This is a genomic window from Flavobacterium xylosi (genome assembly GCF_042787345.1).
GTDB lineage: Bacteria > Bacteroidota > Bacteroidia > Flavobacteriales > Flavobacteriaceae > Flavobacterium > Flavobacterium xylosi.
In genome coordinates this window covers 66,524-85,671 of record NZ_JBHZPZ010000013.1, presented here as the reverse complement: position 1 = coordinate 85,671, position 19,148 = coordinate 66,524, and the positions used below count along the sequence as shown (strand labels likewise).

Below are 19,148 nucleotides of genomic sequence, written 5' to 3'. Positions count from 1 at the left end.
TTTTTAAAGATGTAATGGTTGTAAATGAAAAGTATAAATAGATCAATATTTATACAAAAAAATTACTTTTTAATCAAAATTTTGTCCATTGATGATAACAAATCAGACCGAAAGATTGAATTTTGCCTCAACAAAAAATATTCCTGATTATCCAGATTTTCTAGATGTTCAGGTTAAATCGTTCAAAGATTTTTTTCAATTAGAAACTAAATCTGACGAAAGAGGCGACGAAGGGCTTTACAATACCTTCATGGAAAACTTCCCAATTACTGATACAAGAAATAACTTTGTATTAGAATTCCTTGATTATTTTGTAGATCCACCACGTTATACAATTCAAGAATGTATAGAAAGAGGACTTACCTATAGTGTGCCTTTAAAAGCAAGGTTAAAACTATATTGTACAGATCCAGAACATGAAGATTTTGAAACTATTGTTCAAGATGTTTATCTTGGTACAATTCCTTATATGACACCGAGTGGTACCTTTGTTATTAATGGTGCTGAGCGTGTAGTTGTTTCTCAATTACATAGATCACCAGGTGTTTTCTTTGGTCAATCATTCCATGCAAATGGAACAAAATTATATTCTGCTAGGGTAATTCCTTTTAAAGGTTCTTGGATAGAATTTTCTACAGATATAAACAGCGTAATGTATGCTTATATTGACAGAAAGAAAAAATTACCTGTAACAACTTTATTCCGTGCAATTGGATTCGAAAGAGACAAGGATATCCTAGAGATTTTCGATCTTGCAGAGGAAATTAAAGTTTCAAAAACAGGACTTAAAAAATATATCGGTAGAAAATTAGCTGCTCGTGTATTGAATACATGGCATGAAGATTTCGTAGATGAAGATACTGGTGAAGTAGTTTCTATAGAACGTAACGAAATAATCCTTGATAGAGATACCATTATCGATAAAGATAATGTTGAAGAAATCATTGATTCTAACGTTAAATCTATTTTGTTGCATAAAGAAGATGCTAATCAAGGGGATTATGCCATCATTCACAATACGCTTCAAAAAGATCCAACAAATTCTGAAAAAGAAGCTGTTGAACATATCTACAGACAATTGCGTAACGCAGAACCGCCTGATGAAGAAACTGCTCGTGGTATTATAGATAAATTGTTCTTCTCTGACCAACGTTATAACTTAGGTGAAGTAGGTCGTTATAGAATGAACAAGAAACTTGGTTTAGATATTCCAATGGAAAAGCAAGTGCTTACCAAAGAAGATATCATTACCATTGTAAAATATTTGATCGAATTAATCAACTCTAAAGCAGAGATTGATGATATTGATCACTTATCAAACCGTCGTGTTAGAACAGTTGGTGAACAATTGTCTCAACAATTCGGTGTTGGTTTAGCTCGTATGGCCAGAACTATTAGAGAGCGTATGAACGTTAGAGATAACGAGGTGTTTACACCAATAGATTTGATTAATGCTAAAACATTATCATCTGTTATCAACTCTTTCTTTGGAACAAACCAGTTGTCTCAGTTTATGGATCAAACGAATCCACTAGCCGAGATTACGCACAAAAGAAGATTATCTGCACTAGGACCAGGTGGACTTTCGAGAGAAAGAGCAGGTTTTGAGGTACGTGACGTTCACTATACGCATTACGGACGTTTATGTCCAATTGAAACTCCTGAGGGACCAAACATTGGTTTGATTTCATCTCTTGGTGTTTATGCTAAAGTAAACGGAATGGGTTTCATCGAAACACCTTACCGTAAAGTAACTAATGGAACTGTAGATTTAGTGTCTACTCCAGTTTACTTAAGCGCAGAAGAAGAAGAAGGAATGATGATTGCTCAGGCAAACATTCAAATGGATGCTACTGGAAAAATTACTGCCGAAGACGTAATTGCACGTCAAGAAGGTGATTTCCCGGTAATTGAACCAACAAGAGTAGATTATACCGATGTTGCGCCAAACCAGATTGCTTCTATCTCAGCTTCTTTGATTCCTTTCTTAGAACATGATGATGCGAATAGAGCCTTGATGGGATCTAACATGATGCGTCAGGCCGTACCATTAATTCGCCCTGAAGCTCCAATTGTTGGAACTGGTTTAGAGCGTCAAGTTGCTTCTGATTCTAGAGTTTTAATTAACGCTGAAGGAGATGGAGTTATTGAATATGTAGATGCAAATATTATCACTATCAAATACGATCGTTCTGAGGAAGAAAGAATGGTAAGTTTTGAGCCTGATGAAAAAACATACAATCTAATTAAATTTAGAAAAACCAATCAAGGTACAAGTATCAATCTAAAACCTATCGTAAGAAAAGGGGATAGGGTGGTTCCTGGACAAGTATTGTCAGAAGGTTATGCTACTCAAAATGGTGAATTAGCTTTAGGTAGAAACCTGAAAGTTGCGTTTATGCCATGGAAAGGGTACAACTTTGAGGATGCGATTGTAATTTCTGAAAAAGTAGTTCGTGACGATATTTTTACCTCTATTCACGTTGATGATTATTCATTAGAAGTTAGAGATACTAAATTAGGTAACGAAGAATTAACGAACGATATACCGAACGTTTCTGAAGAAGCTACTAAAGATTTAGATGAAAATGGTATGATTAGAATTGGAGCCGAGGTTAAACCTGGTGACATTCTTATCGGAAAAATTACGCCAAAAGGGGAATCAGATCCTACTCCGGAAGAGAAATTGCTTCGTGCAATCTTTGGGGATAAAGCAGGTGATGTAAAAGATGCTTCATTAAAAGCTTCTCCTTCTTTACATGGTGTTGTTTTAGATAAAAAATTGTTCGCAAGAGCAGTAAAAGATAAACGTAAACGTACTCAGGACAAGGATGCTTTAGGAGCACTTGAAATGGAGTTTGAAGTTAAATTTGTTGAATTAAAAGACAAATTAGTTGAAAAACTTTTCTTGATTGTAAACGGAAAAACATCTCAAGGTGTAATGAATGATTTGGGTGAAGAAGTTTTACCAAAAGGTAAAAAATATACTCAAAAAATGCTTTATGCTGTTGAAGATTTTGCTCACTTAAGTAAAGGTCAATGGGTAGCTGATGATGCTACTAATAAAATGGTTAATGATTTAATTCATAACTATAAAATTAAATTGAACGATTTACAAGGAGCATTACGTAGAGAGAAATTCACAATTACTGTTGGTGATGAATTACCAGCTGGAATTTTGAAATTAGCTAAAATTTATATTGCTAAGAAACGTAAACTGAAAGTTGGGGATAAAATGGCAGGACGTCACGGTAACAAAGGTATTGTTGCTCGTATTGTTCGTCATGAAGATATGCCTTTCCTTGAAGACGGAACACCAGTAGATATCGTGTTGAACCCATTAGGTGTACCTTCACGTATGAATATTGGTCAAATTTATGAAACTGTTTTAGGTTGGGCTGGACAGAATTTGGGTAGAAAATTTGCTACACCAATTTTTGACGGAGCAACTTTAGATCAAATTAATGAATTGACTGACGAAGCTGGAGTACCACGTTTTGGACATACACATTTATATGATGGTGGTACAGGAGAGCGTTTCCATCAAGCGGCAACAGTAGGAGTTATCTACATGTTGAAACTTGGACACATGGTTGACGATAAAATGCACGCACGTTCTATAGGTCCATACTCGTTGATTACTCAACAACCACTTGGAGGTAAAGCTCAATTTGGAGGTCAACGTTTTGGAGAGATGGAGGTTTGGGCACTTGAGGCTTATGGTGCATCAAGTACTCTTAGAGAAATCTTGACTGTGAAGTCTGATGATGTTATCGGTAGAGCTAAAACCTATGAAGCAATCGTAAAAGGAGAATCTATGCCAGAACCAGGATTACCTGAATCATTCAATGTATTAATGCATGAATTGAAAGGTCTTGGACTTGACATTCGTTTAGAAGAATAAATAATAATTTGTCACTGTAGAGACGCGATTAATCGCGTCTCTACTTTGGCATTTATAAAAGTTTTTAGGATTTATACCCGTAACCCGTTCCGATTTTTTATTAAGACCCAAAAGGTTTAGTAAATAGCACTTCAAAATTTTTATTTGAAGTTTAGAGAAGTAATTCGAGGTGATAGTTTAATGATTTAATTAAGTCATAAATCTAAAATCAATTTTTAATTGCAAATAAATCAATAGTAAAAGCTATGATGAATAATAGAAATAATAACAATAAAGATAAAAACCCTGTAAAAAGGTTTAATAAAATCTCAATAGGCCTTGCTTCTCCTGAATCTATTTTGAAAGAGTCAAGAGGTGAAGTATTAAAACCTGAAACAATCAACTACAGAACTCACAAACCAGAGCGTGATGGTCTTTTCTGCGAAAGAATTTTCGGACCAGTTAAAGATTTCGAATGTGCTTGTGGTAAATACAAAAGAATACGTTACAAAGGAATCATCTGTGACCGTTGTGGTGTTGAAGTTACTGAGAAAAAAGTACGTAGAGACAGAGTAGGTCACATCAATCTAGTTGTGCCAATAGCTCATATCTGGTATTTCCGTTCTCTTCCAAACAAAATTGGTTATATCCTTGGTCTTCCATCTAAGAAATTAGATATGATTATCTACTACGAAAGATACGTAGTAATCCAAGCAGGTATTGCTAAAAATGCAGAAGGTGAATCAGTACAAAGACTAGACTTCTTGACAGAAGAAGAATATTTAAATATTTTAGATACTCTCCCTGCGGACAACCAGTATCTTGATGATTTTGATCCTAATAAATTTGTTGCCAAAATGGGAGCAGAGTGTATTATGGATTTATTAGCAAGAATTGATTTAGATCAATTGTCTTACCAATTAAGGCATAATGCTAACAATGAAACGTCTAAACAACGTAAAACTGAAGCGTTAAAAAGATTGCAAGTTGTTGAATCTTTCCGTGAGTCTAACTTGAACCGTGAGAACCGTCCGGAATGGATGATTATGAAAGTGGTACCAGTTATTCCGCCAGAATTGCGTCCGCTTGTGCCACTTGATGGAGGTCGTTTTGCAACTTCAGATTTAAATGATTTATACCGTCGTGTAATTATACGTAACAACCGTTTGAAAAGGTTAATGGAGATTAAAGCTCCAGAAGTTATCTTAAGAAACGAAAAACGTATGTTACAGGAATCTGTAGATTCACTTTTCGATAATACTCGTAAAGCATCTGCAGTAAAAACAGAATCAAACAGACCATTAAAATCATTATCTGATTCCCTTAAAGGTAAACAAGGACGTTTCCGTCAAAATTTACTTGGAAAACGTGTGGATTATTCTGCTCGTTCGGTAATTGTTGTTGGACCAGAATTGAAATTATCTGAATGTGGTATCCCAAAAGATATGGCAGCCGAATTATACAAACCTTTCGTTATCCGTAAATTGATAGAAAGAGGAATTGTAAAAACGGTTAAATCAGCTAAGAAAATAATAGATAAGAAAGAGCCTGTAGTTTGGGATATCCTTGAAAATGTAATCAAAGGTCACCCAATATTACTAAATCGTGCTCCTACTTTGCACAGATTAGGTATCCAAGCATTTCAACCAAAATTAATTGAAGGAAAAGCAATCCAATTGCACCCTTTAGTTTGTACTGCATTTAATGCGGATTTTGATGGGGATCAAATGGCAGTTCACTTGCCTTTAGGACCAGAAGCTATTTTGGAAGCACAACTATTAATGTTGGGTTCTCATAATATTCTGAATCCTGCAAATGGAGCTCCAATTACGGTACCTTCTCAGGATATGGTTTTGGGTCTATATTATATGACCAAAGAACGTTTATCTACACCTGAGCTTAAAATTTTGGGAGAAGGAATCACTTTTTATTCTGCTGAAGAAGTAAATATTGCTTTGAATGAAGGTAGATTAGAATTGAATGCTTCTGTTAAGATTAGAGCAAAACATTTTAATGAAGCAGGTGACTTAGTTTACCAAATTATTAAAACTACTGCCGGTCGTGTATTATTTAATGAAGTAGTACCGGAAGCAGCTGGATATATCAATGATGTATTGACTAAGAAAAACCTTAGAGATATTATCGGACACGTTTTAAGCGCTACCGATGTACCTACAACTGCGGCTTTCTTGGATAACATGAAAGATATGGGTTACAAATTTGCCTTTAAAGGTGGATTGTCATTCTCTCTTGGTGATATTAGAATTCCAGAACAAAAACCTAAATTAATTGCAGACGCCAGAGAACAGGTTCAAGGTATTTCTGTAAATTATAATATGGGTCTTATTACTAATAACGAACGTTACAACCAAGTTATTGATGTATGGACTTCAGCAAATGCTCAATTGACAGAATTGGCAATGAAAAACATTAGAGAAGACCAACAAGGTTTCAACTCTGTGTATATGATGCTTGATTCTGGAGCAAGGGGTTCCAAAGAACAAATTCGTCAGTTAACCGGTATGCGTGGTTTGATGGCTAAGCCTAAAAAATCTACTGCTGGTGGTGGTGAAATTATTGAAAACCCGATTCTGTCTAACTTTAAAGAAGGTCTTTCTATCCTTGAGTACTTTATCTCTACTCACGGTGCGCGTAAAGGTCTTGCGGATACTGCTTTGAAAACGGCCGATGCAGGATATTTAACAAGAAGACTTCATGATGTGTCTCAAGATGTTATTGTTAACATTGACGATTGTGGTACTCTTAGAGGTGTTGAAGTATCAGCATTGAAAAAGAATGAAGAAATAGTTGAAACTTTAGGAGAAAGAATTTTAGGACGTGTTGCATTGCAAGACGTAATTAATCCTTTAACTAATGATATACTTGTTCGTTCTGGTGAGCAAATCACTGAGGCATTGATGAAACAAATTGAAGCTTCTCCAATTGAGAAAGTGGAAGTTCGTTCGCCTCTTGTTTGTGAAGCATTGAAAGGAATTTGTGCTAAATGTTACGGTAGAAATTTAGCTACCGGAAAAATGACTCAAAGAGGAGAAGCTGTTGGTGTTATTGCAGCACAATCTATTGGAGAGCCTGGTACACAGTTAACATTACGTACTTTCCACGTTGGTGGGGTTGCGGGTGGTATATCTGAAGAATCAAGTATCATTACGAAATTTAATGGTAAACTTGAAATCGAAGATTTAAAAACGGTTAAAGGTGAAGATAGCGAAGGTAATGCAGTTGATATTGTAGTATCTCGTTCTACTGAGTTAAAATTAATTGATGAAAGAACTGGTATTTTATTAAGTACTAATAATATCCCTTACGGTTCAAGTATCTTCGTTAAAGACGGTCAATCTGTTGCTAAAGGAGATGTAATTTGTAAATGGGATCCATATAATGGAGTTATCGTTTCTGAATTTACTGGTAAAATTGCTTACGAAGAATTAGAGCAAGGTCAATCATATATGGTTGAAATTGATGAGCAAACTGGTTTCCAAGAAAAAGTAATTTCTGAATCTAGAGCTAAAAAATTAATTCCAACTTTATTGGTTTACGGTAAAGACAATGAATTGATTCGTTCTTACAACTTACCAGTTGGAGCCCACTTGATGGTTGAAAACGGGGAGAAAATTAAAGCAGGTAAAGTATTGGTGAAAATTCCACGTCGTTCTTCTAAATCAGGAGATATTACAGGAGGTTTACCAAGAATTACAGAGTTGTTAGAAGCTCGTAATCCTTCAAACCCAGCTGTTGTTTCTGAGATTGATGGTGTTGTTTCTTTTGGAAAAATCAAAAGAGGTAACCGTGAGATCGTTATCGAATCTAAATTTGGTGACATTAGAAAATACTTGGTTAAATTATCAAGCCAAATTCTAGTTCAAGAAAATGACTTCGTAAGAGCAGGTGTACCTTTATCTGACGGTGCAATTACTCCAGACGATATTTTAAGAATTCAAGGACCAGCAGCTGTTCAACAGTATTTGGTTAATGAAATTCAAGAAGTATACCGTTTGCAAGGGGTAAAAATTAACGACAAACACTTTGAAGTAGTAATACGTCAAATGATGCGTAAAGTAAGAGTACAAGATCCAGGTGATACATTATTCTTAGAAGATCAATTGATTCACACTAAAGATTTCATCGTTCAAAACGATAAATTATATGGTATGAAAGTAGTTGAAGATGCTGGAGATTCTAGTGCATTGAAAGAAGGACAAATTATTACGCCTCGTGAGTTGCGTGATGAAAACTCTTTATTGAAACGTACAGATAAAAATCTTGTTGTGGCTCGTGATGTTGTTACTGCAACTGCAACACCAGTTTTACAAGGTATTACAAGAGCATCACTTCAAACTAAATCGTTTATCTCTGCTGCATCGTTCCAAGAAACTACTAAAGTATTGAATGAAGCTGCTGTTGCAGGTAAAATCGATTACTTAGAAGGATTGAAAGAAAATGTAATTGTAGGTCATAGAATTCCTGCCGGAACTGGTATGAGAGAATATGACAATACAATTGTAGGTTCAAAAGAAGATTATAATGATATGATGGCTAACAAAGAGGAATACATTTATTAATTTAAGGTATATGAGTAATTCTAATCAACAACAAGAGCAAATCAACATTGAGTTGGATGAAAAAACGGCTGAAGGAATTTATTCCAACTTGGCTATAATTAATCATTCTTCTTCTGAATTTGTTTTAGATTTTGTAAGTATTATGCCAGGTATTCCTAAGGCTAAAGTAAAATCAAGGATCGTCTTGACACCACAGCATGCCAAAAGACTATTGAAGGCTATTGGAGAAAATATTCAACGTTTTGAATCTGCTCATGGCGAGATAAAAGACACTGAACAACCTCCAATTCCTCTTAATTTTGGTCCTGCAGGTCAGGCTTAATTGTAATAGAATAGTAGAAAAGGCTCCAGAAATGGAGCCTTTTTTTATGCCAATTTTTTTGTGATTTCTGATTTGATTTGAAGGAATACTTTGATAAGTAACAACCAAAAAATACTGATTTTGTAGTTTAACCGATAAAAAGGCTGTTCATCGAAAATATTTTTTACTGCTATTTTAAAGGCCTAGTTTCGCTCAAGAATAAAAGATAGCAGTTATCTTTTGTAAAAGAATTATTTTATGAGCAACTTTTCTAAACAAGACAAGAACAATAAAATCACAACTATTTTTATAATGGTAGTTTTTGCTTTGTTTTGTAATGTTTCTGTTTTTGGACAAACTATAGAAAAGATTGAAGTTGTGAACAATGTAATTGAAAGTAACACTATTGCAAAACAAGAAAACACTTCGGTTTCTTCAAACATAGATTTTGTTCTTTGGTTTATGGGCTCAAAACAAGATCCTAACAGAACTATTTCAACTGAGAGTGTCAATACTAAGAAACAAATCATGACTTCTGGAATGGCTCCAAATCGTTTGTTAATTAAAGCTTTTTTGAAGAAAGCCATAAATTTAGAAAGTACAATTGTATAAATTTTAGATATAAATAACCAAACATAAAAAAACGCTAATTTGATAATTAGCGTTTTTTTTATGAAATAGTATTTTAGAAATTATTCAAATTCCGACGTAAAGAATAACTTAACATTTGGATATTTATTTTGTGTCATTTGAATCGTAAAATCAGAATCGGCTAAAAACACCAATTGTCCGTATTTATCATGCGCCAAGAATTTTTGTTTGATTCTTCTAAATTCTTTAAACTCATCACTTTTTGAATCGTTTGGTTTTACCCAACATGCTTTGTGTACCGGGAAATTTTCATACGTACATTTTGCACCATATTCGTGTTCCAATCGATATTGAATTACCTCATATTGAAGCGCACCTACAGTTCCAATAATTTTTCGGTTATTCATTTCTAACGTAAATAACTGAGCAACTCCCTCATCCATCAGCTGATCAATTCCTTTATCGAGTTGTTTAGCTTTCATTGGGTCCGCATTATTGATATACCTAAAATGCTCCGGAGAGAAACTTGGAATTCCTTTGAAACTCATGATTTCGCCTTCGGTCAAGGTGTCTCCAATTTTAAAATTACCAGTGTCGTGTAAACCTACAATATCACCAGGATAGGATATGTCTACAATTTCTTTCTTTTCGGCAAAAAAAGCATTTGGACTGGAAAATTTTAAATTCTTTTTTTGTCGGACATGGTAATAAGGTTTATTTCTTTCGAAAGTCCCTGAAACAATTTTTATAAATGCTAAACGGTCTCTGTGTTTAGGATCCATATTAGCGTGGATTTTAAAAACGAAACCAGACATTTTCTCTTCTTTTGGATCAACCAAACGAGTTTCAGAGTCTTTTGGTCTTGGTGATGGAGCAATTTCAACAAAACAATCTAATAATTCTCTTACTCCAAAATTATTTAATGCAGATCCGAAAAATACTGGTTGTAATTTTCCGTCCAAATAATCTTGACGATCAAATTTTGGATACACTTCATCAATTAATTCTAATTCTTCACGCAAAGTATCGGCTGGTTTTTGTCCGATTATTTTTTCCAATTCTGGATTTTTAACATCCGAAAAAGCAATAGTTTCTTCAATGTTTTTGCGGTTGTCTCCACTAAATAAGTTGATATTTTGTTCCCATAAATTGTAAATTCCTTGGAAATCATAACCCATTCCTATCGGGAAACTAAGCGGTGTAACTGTTAAACCAAGTTTTTGCTCCACTTCGTCCATTAAGTCAAAGGCATCCTTTCCTTCGCGGTCCATCTTATTGATGAAGACAATAATTGGAATTTTGCGTAACCTACAAACCGCTACTAATTTTTCAGTTTGTTCCTCCACACCTTTGGCTACATCAATTACAACAATAACGCTATCAACGGCTGTCAAAGTTCTAAAAGTGTCCTCAGCAAAATCCTTGTGTCCGGGAGTATCGAGAATGTTTATTTTTTTGTTTTTATAATTGAATGCCAAAACAGATGTAGAAACCGAAATCCCTCTCTGACGTTCAATTTCCATAAAGTCACTGGTAGCGCCTTTTTTTATTTTGTTGTTTTTTACAGCACCCGCTTCTTGAATAGCACCACCAAAAAGAAGGAGTTTTTCAGTAAGTGTTGTTTTTCCGGCATCAGGATGTGAGATAATCCCAAAAGTTCTTCTACGTTGTATTTCTTTTAAAAAGCTCATGTATAATATAAATAGGCTGCAAAAGTACTATTTATAAATGCCAATTAAAAAAATAGTATACTCTTAATTGCTTATGTCAATTTAGAATGCGGTAATCTGTTTACTTTTAAATCAAAACTGATATTGTAAAGATTTAATGATCAAAAAAAGAAGGCTGTCTTTTCAGACAGCCTCTAGAATATTTATGTTTTACATATTGATAGACCAAACAGAATATCCATTTGGCGGACACTGAATTTTTACCCATTTATCTGCTTGGGTTGTTGGTATCCAAGTTGAACTACCAGTGAAATCCTTAATTTGTGCGTTGGTCCAGTTAGTCTGAATCCATCTTTCTTGCCAAACGGAAGAATTGTTGATGTACACAACCAATCCAGGATTTCCATTGTATCCATTTCTTCTTGCTACATACTCATCATTATCTGAATATAAAATAGAAGTTGTACCAGTTGCTTTGTAGTTATGAATCCAAATCAGGTTGTTTAATTTTGTTTTGTTTAACCATTCTTCATAATCTCTGTAGAAAATAGTTGGATATCCCTCGTGAGTTAAAATATAAGCGTAAGCCAATTCTTTTTTCCAGATTTCATCTGTATCATGATTGGTAACGAAAGTAACCGCTTTGTATGGGTTTCTTTTCCACATCATATCATCATTCAAAAGAGCAAGATTATTACCGTCAAAAGCATCATTCATTTTGTAATAACAAGCAAAATCAAATACAGAACTGTTGGCATTGTTCGCCCAATCATTCAATGTGTTTACGTTTGAATCCCATAATTCGCCAACAGAAAATCCGCCGACATTTGCATTCCAATCCTTCACTACCCATGAGCCAAAGCCTTTTACATAGTCAAATCTCCATCCGTCAAATTTCATCGTGTTTTTGTAATATTTACCAACACCATCTGCTCTTTTCCAAAGCCAGTCTTGTACATTTGGAACAACATGTGCCAGATCTGGAAAACCGCCAAAAGCACCTTCGTCATTATTTCCGTACGAGTTTTTATAAAAATCTGCACTGGTTCTAGGGAATTTTCCTGAAGCAACACCAGTAAAATTGGTATATGTTTGTGTTCCTGTAAAAGGGTTGTTTTCTAATTGTCCACCACTATTGTGATTTAAAACCATGTCGGCATACACTTGCATGTTTTCGGTATGTGCTTTCGTGATTAAGCTTACCAATTCTATTTTAGAACCAAAACGTGTTTCTATTGTACCATTTTGATTGTAATCGCCAAAATCAAAATAATCCGTAGGGTCATATCCCATAGAAAAGGCACCATTTTGCGCTTTAGATACTGGAGGTAACCAGATTGATCCGATCCCGGCATTTGACCATTCGGTTACTTTTGTTCCTATTGTATTCCACCACGTTCCACCAGCGGGAACGTCCCAATAAAAGGCTTGCATCATAACACCACCGCCAGGATTGGCAACATATCTTCCTGTTGAGGAAGTTGTTGCTCCGGTGCTGAAAGGGTGTCCGTCGTGATGGGTTACATTGATTAATTTGAATTGCGAAGCAGCTGCTGCAGAATCGGTAACTACATCATCATTTGAATTACACGAATAAAAGCCAATAAGTAGGGTCGTTAATGCGTAAATTTTAAAATTTTGTTTTTTCATAAACTTAATAATTAGGGTTAGGTAATAGATTTGGTTAATGTTAAATAGATCAAGTAGATTTCTGCTTGATATTAAAATCCAAAAAAAAATCTACTAAAAAATAATATTAATTTAATTTTAATGTCAATTTTTAATCAAATTGTTAATCGTTTCGCTAATTTATATAAATAGTAACATTTCCTACGTTAGGCTTTGTAATCTTTTTTACGAAAACGTAATAGTGTTAAAAACTTTTTTTAAAATATGGTATAAATGAAGATTTTGATAATTTTAATCCGGTTTGATTTTAATTTTTATAGAAACGGGTTTTAGGTTTTCTAAGTAAAATGGCAACTATAAAATAAATCAATAATTCGACAATTACAGAACGTGAATCAAATTCAAAAAATTAAAAGAGGAAAAGTTGATGTAAACCGTAAATAATTGATAAATGTGTATCGTTTTTTATTTCTTTTACTGTAAATAATAAGACAAGTTGATGACTTTTAGGAACTATTTAAAGTAATAAATTTATGTGTTTTACAAATTTTTGTTAATACTACTAAGGAAACTTGTATTATGTAATTGAATTGCTATTTTTGTTGGTTTTTAAATTTAAAGAATTGTAAGTAATTGTATTATGAATTCCATTAGTTTCTTGATTCTTAAAGTGTATATTTGGGCAAAATCAATATGTTCATTTTGAAGTAGATTTAAATAAAAAAAGTAACTATACATTACGCTAATAATAAATTATAAAAATGCCATTAAAAACATTAAAAATGAGATCCATAAACAATAAAATTGCACTAACTTTTTTTCTTTTAGTGTTTTCAAGTGCGATTACAAAAGCACAAGAAATTATTAAAGACAGTGCGGTTGTTGCGACTACAAAAATACAATCTAATCAAAAGCAAAAGATAGATGGTGTTATTGCTACAATTGGGGATTATATCATTTTAGATTCAGATATAGACAAATCTTATTTGGAAATTTCAGGACAAGGCGGTTCTGTAAAAGACATTACAAGATGTCAAATGTTAGGGAAATTAATGGAAGACAAACTGTATGCGCATCAAGCGATACAAGATAGTATTAAGGTATCTGATTCTGAAATAAAAGGGATGATGGATGACCGACTGAGCTATATGACAGAACAATTAGGATCTCTTGAGAAAGTAGTACAGTATTACAAGAAAAATAATGAAGAAGAGTTTAGAACGTATTTCTTTGATATCTTAAAAGAGCAAAAACTGACTTCAGAAATGCAAAAAAAGATCGTCGGCGAAGTTGAAATTACTCCCGAAGAAGTTCGAAATTTTTTCAAAAAGATTCCTACTGCTGATCTTCCTCTTTTTGGTGCAGAAATGGAAGTGGCGCAAATTATCGTGACTCCAAAAGTGTCGGATGCCGACAAGCAAATAGTTATTGATAAATTGAATGGTTTTAAAAAGGAATGTGAAGAAGGATCCAGTTTTGCTACAAAAGCGGTTCTTTATTCTCAAGATCCGGCTTCTAGCACAAATGGTGGATATTACAAAATGAACCGTAAGACTCCCTTTGTAAAAGAGTTTAAAGACGTTGCCTTTAGTCTTGCTGAAGGAGAAATTTCGGCACCTTTTGAAACATCTTTTGGTTTTCATATTATTTATATCGAAAAAATAAAAGGGCAAGAAGTTGAATTACGTCATATATTATTGACGCCATCTGTCACGCAAGAATCTATGAACGAAGCGAAGGAGAAGATTGAATTAATCAGAAAAAAAATTGAAAGCACGGAAGTTACTTTTGCAGATGCAGCAAGATCTATGTCAGACGAAAAAGAAACCAAAGTAAACGGTGGAGCTTTAATCAATCCTAGAACACAAGATACTCGTTTTGAATTAACCAAAATGGATCCTAGTTTGTACAGTCAGGTTTCAAATTTGAAAGAAGGAGAAGTTTCTCTGCCATTATTGGAAGACGAACAAGGTAAGAAAAAATACAAGTTAATTACCGTAACCAACAGAATTGACGAGCATACTGCTGATTATGCAAAGGATTATATCAAAATAAAAGAATTGGCATTGAAAGAAAAACAAATTAAAACCATTGGAAAATGGTTTGATGAGAAAATCAAAGAAACCTATATTAAAGTTATTGGAGAGTACAGAGATTGTACTTTCACGAATAATTGGTTAAAAAAATAATTTTTCTAAAATAAATAAAAAGAGTTAGCTTTATGAATTCATATCGCTAACTCTTTTTTAATTTAATAAACATTCGAAAAATGTCTGACGTAGCTGCAATACATAACTTAGTTCAAAAAAGGAATGAACTGAAAAACGAAATAGCAAAAATCATTGTGGGTCAGGATGCAGTAGTGGATCAAATTTTACTTTGTATTTTTTCTGGCGGTCATGCCTTGTTAGTTGGAGTTCCTGGACTAGCCAAAACGCTTATGGTTAATACCCTTGCCCTTGCATTGGGACTGGATTTTAAAAGAATTCAATTTACACCGGATTTGATGCCATCGGATATTTTAGGAAGCGAAATATTAGATGAGAATCGAAAATTTAAGTTTATAAAAGGGCCCGTTTTTTCGAATATCATCCTTGCGGATGAAATAAACAGAACGCCTCCAAAAACGCAAGCCGCTTTGCTGGAAGCCATGCAGGAACGTTCCGTTACTATTGCTGGTGAAAATTATAAATTAGATTTGCCTTACTTTGTTTTAGCAACTCAAAACCCTATTGAGCAGGAAGGTACTTACCCGTTGCCTGAGGCCCAGTTGGATCGATTTATGTTTGCCATAAAACTCGAATATCCATCTTTTGCTGAAGAAGTACAGGTGGTAAAACGAACGACTTCAGACCTAAATAATACCATAAATCCATTATTTACATCACAGGATATTATTGATTTTCAACAATTGATTCGCAGGATTCCAGTGGCAGATAATGTGATTGAATATGCGGTGACTTTGGTAAGCAAGACAAGGCCTGATAATCCACTTTCAAACGAATTTGTGAAGAATTATTTGGATTGGGGTGCGGGTCCCAGAGCCTCTCAAAATTTAATTTTGGCTGCAAAAGCCAATGCTGCATTCAATGGAAAATTTTCTCCAGATATTGAAGATGTAAAAGCGGTGGCTACCGGAATTTTACGTCATAGAATTATCAAAAATTATAAGGCTGATGCCGAAGGGGTTACTGAAGAGATGATTATCGATAAATTAATGTAATAATTTTTAATATTGAGAAAAAAGCCAAACAAATTTCTAAAATCTGTTTGGCTTTTTTTTTTTTTGACTTAATATTTTAATTTGACCTAAAAGAGCATTTAAAGATGCAACTACAACGTTGTAAATGCTAATTTAGAAAGATTCTTAGCTGAAAACACTGTGAAATATCACTACCTAAGTATCATTAAATTTCAACTTTCTCAAAGAAAAGATTTTAAATTATTAATAATTCATTATTTTAATTTAAAATTGAATTATTGACAATAAAAAGCAGTGAAATTCTTTATTTTGTAATAATAATTTTTGAAAAAGCTACATCTATTATATTTTTTTTAATTCTCGGCATTAATTCCTAAATTTGCGTACAAAAAATAAAAATACCAAGAAAAGACTTTTATTATGAATATTTATAAGGATTACATTCAAGAGATTGAAGAACGAAAAGGTCAGGGGCTTCACCCTAAACCAATTGATGGTGCTGAATTGTTAAGCGAAATCATTGAACAAATTAGAGATTTAAATAACGAGTACAGAGCAGATTCTCTTAACTTCTTTATTTATAATGTTGTTCCGGGAACTACTCCTGCTGCGAATGTAAAAGCAAATTTTTTAAAAGAAATCGTTTTAGGTCAATCAGTTGTTGCTGAAATCACACCTGCTTTTGCTTTAGAGTTATTGTCGCATATGAAAGGTGGAACTTCTATAGCAGTTTTACTTGATTTAGCTTTAGGTAATGATGTTGCTATAGCAAAAGCTGCTGCGGAAGTTTTAAAGACACAAGTTTTTCTTTATGAAGCAGATACAGATCGTTTAGAAGCGGCTTTCAAAAGCGGTAATGAAACTGCTAAGAACATTCTAGAGAGCTACGCTAAGGCTGAGTTCTTTACGAAATTACCAGAAATAGCAGAAGAAATTAAGATAGTGACTTTTATTGCCGGTGAAGGAGATATTTCAACTGATTTACTTTCTCCAGGAAACCAAGCGCATTCAAGATCAGATCGTGAACTGCATGGTAAATGTTTGATTTCTCCTGAAGCACAAGATGAAATCAAAGCGTTACAAGCACAGCATCTTGATAAAAGCGTGATGTTGATTGCTGAAAAAGGTACTATGGGTGTTGGTTCATCAAGAATGTCAGGTGTAAACAACGTGGCTCTTTGGACTGGTAAACAAGCAAGTCCTTATGTTCCATTTATTAATATTGCTCCAATTGTTGCAGGAACAAACGGTATTTCTCCGATTTTCCTAACCACTGTAGATGTTACTGGTGGTATTGGTTTGGATCTTAAAAACTGGGTAAAAAAATTAGATGAAAATGACAACGTTCTTCGCAATGAAAGCGGTGATCCTATTCTTGAGGAAGTGTATTCTGTTGCTACTGGTACTGTTCTTACAATCAACACAAAAACAAAGAAACTTTATAGTGGAGATAAAGAATTGATAGATATTTCTAACGCATTTACGCCTCAGAAAATTGAATTTATAAAAGCTGGTGGGTCTTATGCTATTGTATTTGGAAAAAAACTTCAAACATTTGCATCAAAGACTCTTGGTATTGCTATTGTACCTGTATATGCTCCGTCAAAAGAGGTTTCTGTTGAAGGACAAGGTCTTACAGCTGTAGAAAAAATATTTAATAAAAACGCAGTTGGTTCAACTCCGGGTAAAGTTTTACACGCTGGTTCAGATGTTCGTGTTACCGTAAATATTGTTGGTTCACAAGATACAACTGGTTTGATGACTTCTCAGGAATTAGAGTCTATGGCTGCTACTGTGATTTCACCAATTGTTGACGGTGCTTATCAATCAGGTTGTCACACTGCTTCTGTTTGGGATAATAAATCGAAGGCAAATATTCCGAGATTGATGAAATTCATGAACGACTTCGGTTTGATCACAGCTCGTGATCCAAAAGGCGTTTATCATGCAATGACGGATGTAATTCACAAAGTACTTAACGACATTACTGTAAACGAGTGGGCTATCATCATTGGTGGTGACTCTCATACCAGAATGTCTAAAGGAGTTGCTTTTGGTGCTGACTCAGGAACTGTTGCTCTTGCATTGGCTACTGGTGAAGCTTCAATGCCAATTCCTGAATCTGTGAAGGTAACATTCAAAGGAGACATGAAGGGTTACATGGACTTCCGTGATGTGGTGCATGCTACGCAATCTCAGATGCTTAAAACATTTGGAGGAGAGAATGTATTCCAAGGAAGAATCATTGAGGTTCACCTTGGAACTCTTAATGCGGATCAAGCATTTACGTTTACGGACTGGACTGCAGAAATGAAGGCAAAAGCTTCCATCTGTATTTCTGAGGATTATACCCTGATTGAATCTTTAGAGATTGCAAAAGGTAGAATTCAGATCATGATTGATAAGGGAATGGATAACAAAAATCAAGTTCTTAAAGGATTGATCGCTATTGCTGATAAGAGAATTGCCGAGATTATTTCGGGTGAAAAACCAGCGCTAAGACCGGATGCAAATGCGAAGTATTATGCTGAAGTTGTTGTTGATCTTGATCAGATTGCTGAGCCAATGATTGCAGATCCAGATGTTAATAATGCTGATGTTTCTAAAAGATATACGCACGATACCATTAGACCTCTTTCTTTTTATGGTGGAGTTAAAAAAGTAGATCTTGGATTTATCGGTTCTTGTATGGTTCACAAGGGAGATATGAAAATTCTAGCTCAAATGCTTAAGAATATTGATGAGCAAGAAGGTAAAGTAGAGTTCAAAGCGCCACTAGTTGTAGCTCCTCCTACTTATAATATTGTTGATGAATTAAAAGCAGAAGGGGATTGGGAAATTTTACAAAAATACTCTGGTTTCGAATTTGACGATAATGTTCCAAAAGCCGCAGCTCGTACTTCATACGAAAATATGCTATATCTAGAGCGTCCAGGTTGTAATCTTTGTATGGGTAACCAAGAAAAAGCAGCTAAAGGAGATACAGTGATGGCAACATCTACTCGTCTTTTCCAAGGAAGAGTCGTAGAAGATGCTGAAGGTAAAAAGGGAGAGTCATTACTTTCCTCTACACCGGTTGTGGTTTTATCTACAATACTTGGTAGAACTCCAACAATAGAAGAATATAAAACGGCAGTTGAAGGTATCAATCTAACTAAGTTTGCGCCTTCTCATAAGTTATTAGTTAAATAATTCACATAATTAGTTAATTATAGTTTAAAAGCCTGAGTCATTAGACTCAGGCTTTTTTTATACTCTATTTTTTTGTATCTTGTATGTCTAAAATAGAATA

Annotated in this window: 9 protein-coding genes; 7 read left to right on the top strand and 2 right to left on the bottom strand. The window is 34.3% G+C overall.

Features of this window, described 5'->3' with window-relative positions; genetic code table 11:
• The first annotated feature begins 91 nt into the window (after positions 1 to 91).
• From rpoB to ACFX5E_RS11865, 4 genes are all read left to right on the top strand, one after another.
• Positions 92 to 3,904 (top strand): DNA-directed RNA polymerase subunit beta, encoded by a 3,813-nt coding sequence (rpoB, locus tag ACFX5E_RS11880; RefSeq protein WP_103999665.1) that lies wholly within the window; start codon positions 92 to 94, stop codon positions 3,902 to 3,904.
• Positions 3,905 to 4,149: 245 nt separating this feature from the next.
• Positions 4,150 to 8,463 carry a DNA-directed RNA polymerase subunit beta' gene (gene rpoC, locus ACFX5E_RS11875; protein ID WP_379855373.1) on the top strand — a complete coding sequence of 1,438 codons (4,314 nt, stop codon included), beginning with the start codon at positions 4,150 to 4,152 and terminating at the stop codon, positions 8,461 to 8,463.
• A gap of 10 nt (positions 8,464 to 8,473) precedes the next feature.
• The gene (locus tag ACFX5E_RS11870) at positions 8,474 to 8,785 is read left to right on the top strand and encodes a DUF3467 domain-containing protein (protein WP_379855372.1); all 312 of its coding nucleotides are present in this window, start codon (positions 8,474 to 8,476) and stop codon (positions 8,783 to 8,785) included.
• A 237-nt stretch (positions 8,786 to 9,022) separates the two neighbouring features.
• Positions 9,023 to 9,376 carry a hypothetical protein gene (locus ACFX5E_RS11865; RefSeq protein WP_379855371.1) on the top strand — a complete coding sequence of 118 codons (354 nt, stop codon included), beginning with the start codon at positions 9,023 to 9,025 and terminating at the stop codon, positions 9,374 to 9,376.
• 80 nt (positions 9,377 to 9,456) lie between these two features.
• On the opposite strand, the gene ACFX5E_RS11860 is transcribed toward ACFX5E_RS11865, so the two are convergent.
• On the bottom strand, positions 9,457 to 11,046 hold the full coding sequence (locus ACFX5E_RS11860) for a peptide chain release factor 3 (protein ID WP_379855370.1): 1,590 nt from the start codon (positions 11,044 to 11,046) through the stop codon (positions 9,457 to 9,459).
• 189 nt (positions 11,047 to 11,235) lie between these two features.
• Positions 11,236 to 12,675, bottom strand: coding sequence for an alpha-amylase (locus ACFX5E_RS11855; protein ID WP_379855369.1), 1,440 nt, complete (start codon positions 12,673 to 12,675; stop codon positions 11,236 to 11,238).
• Between the two features lie 740 nt (positions 12,676 to 13,415).
• Here ACFX5E_RS11855 and ACFX5E_RS11850 point away from each other — a divergent pair.
• From ACFX5E_RS11850 to ACFX5E_RS11840, 3 genes are all read left to right on the top strand, one after another.
• Complete coding sequence (locus tag ACFX5E_RS11850) at positions 13,416 to 14,843, top strand: peptidylprolyl isomerase (RefSeq protein ID WP_379855368.1); 1,428 nt, start codon at positions 13,416 to 13,418, stop codon at positions 14,841 to 14,843.
• A gap of 80 nt (positions 14,844 to 14,923) precedes the next feature.
• On the top strand, positions 14,924 to 15,877 hold the full coding sequence (locus ACFX5E_RS11845) for an AAA family ATPase (RefSeq protein WP_379855367.1): 954 nt from the start codon (positions 14,924 to 14,926) through the stop codon (positions 15,875 to 15,877).
• A 399-nt stretch (positions 15,878 to 16,276) separates the two neighbouring features.
• Positions 16,277 to 19,048, top strand: coding sequence for a bifunctional aconitate hydratase 2/2-methylisocitrate dehydratase (locus tag ACFX5E_RS11840; protein WP_379855366.1), 2,772 nt, complete (start codon positions 16,277 to 16,279; stop codon positions 19,046 to 19,048).
• Positions 19,049 to 19,148: the final 100 nt, after the last annotated feature.

What these genes read in the sequence shown, in the direction of transcription:
- ACFX5E_RS11850 (WP_379855368.1), top strand. Translation starts at nt 13,416, where the DNA reads ATGCCATTAAAAACATTAAAAATGAGATCCATAAACAATAAAATTGCA.
- ACFX5E_RS11855 (WP_379855369.1), bottom strand. Translation starts at nt 12,675, where the DNA reads ATGAAAAAACAAAATTTTAAAATTTACGCATTAACGACCCTACTTATT.
- rpoB (WP_103999665.1), top strand. Translation starts at nt 92, where the DNA reads ATGATAACAAATCAGACCGAAAGATTGAATTTTGCCTCAACAAAAAAT.
- ACFX5E_RS11840 (WP_379855366.1), top strand. Translation starts at nt 16,277, where the DNA reads ATGAATATTTATAAGGATTACATTCAAGAGATTGAAGAACGAAAAGGT.
- ACFX5E_RS11860 (WP_379855370.1), bottom strand. Translation starts at nt 11,046, where the DNA reads ATGAGCTTTTTAAAAGAAATACAACGTAGAAGAACTTTTGGGATTATC.
- ACFX5E_RS11845 (WP_379855367.1), top strand. Translation starts at nt 14,924, where the DNA reads ATGTCTGACGTAGCTGCAATACATAACTTAGTTCAAAAAAGGAATGAA.
- ACFX5E_RS11865 (WP_379855371.1), top strand. Translation starts at nt 9,023, where the DNA reads ATGAGCAACTTTTCTAAACAAGACAAGAACAATAAAATCACAACTATT.
- ACFX5E_RS11870 (WP_379855372.1), top strand. Translation starts at nt 8,474, where the DNA reads ATGAGTAATTCTAATCAACAACAAGAGCAAATCAACATTGAGTTGGAT.
- rpoC (WP_379855373.1), top strand. Translation starts at nt 4,150, where the DNA reads ATGATGAATAATAGAAATAATAACAATAAAGATAAAAACCCTGTAAAA.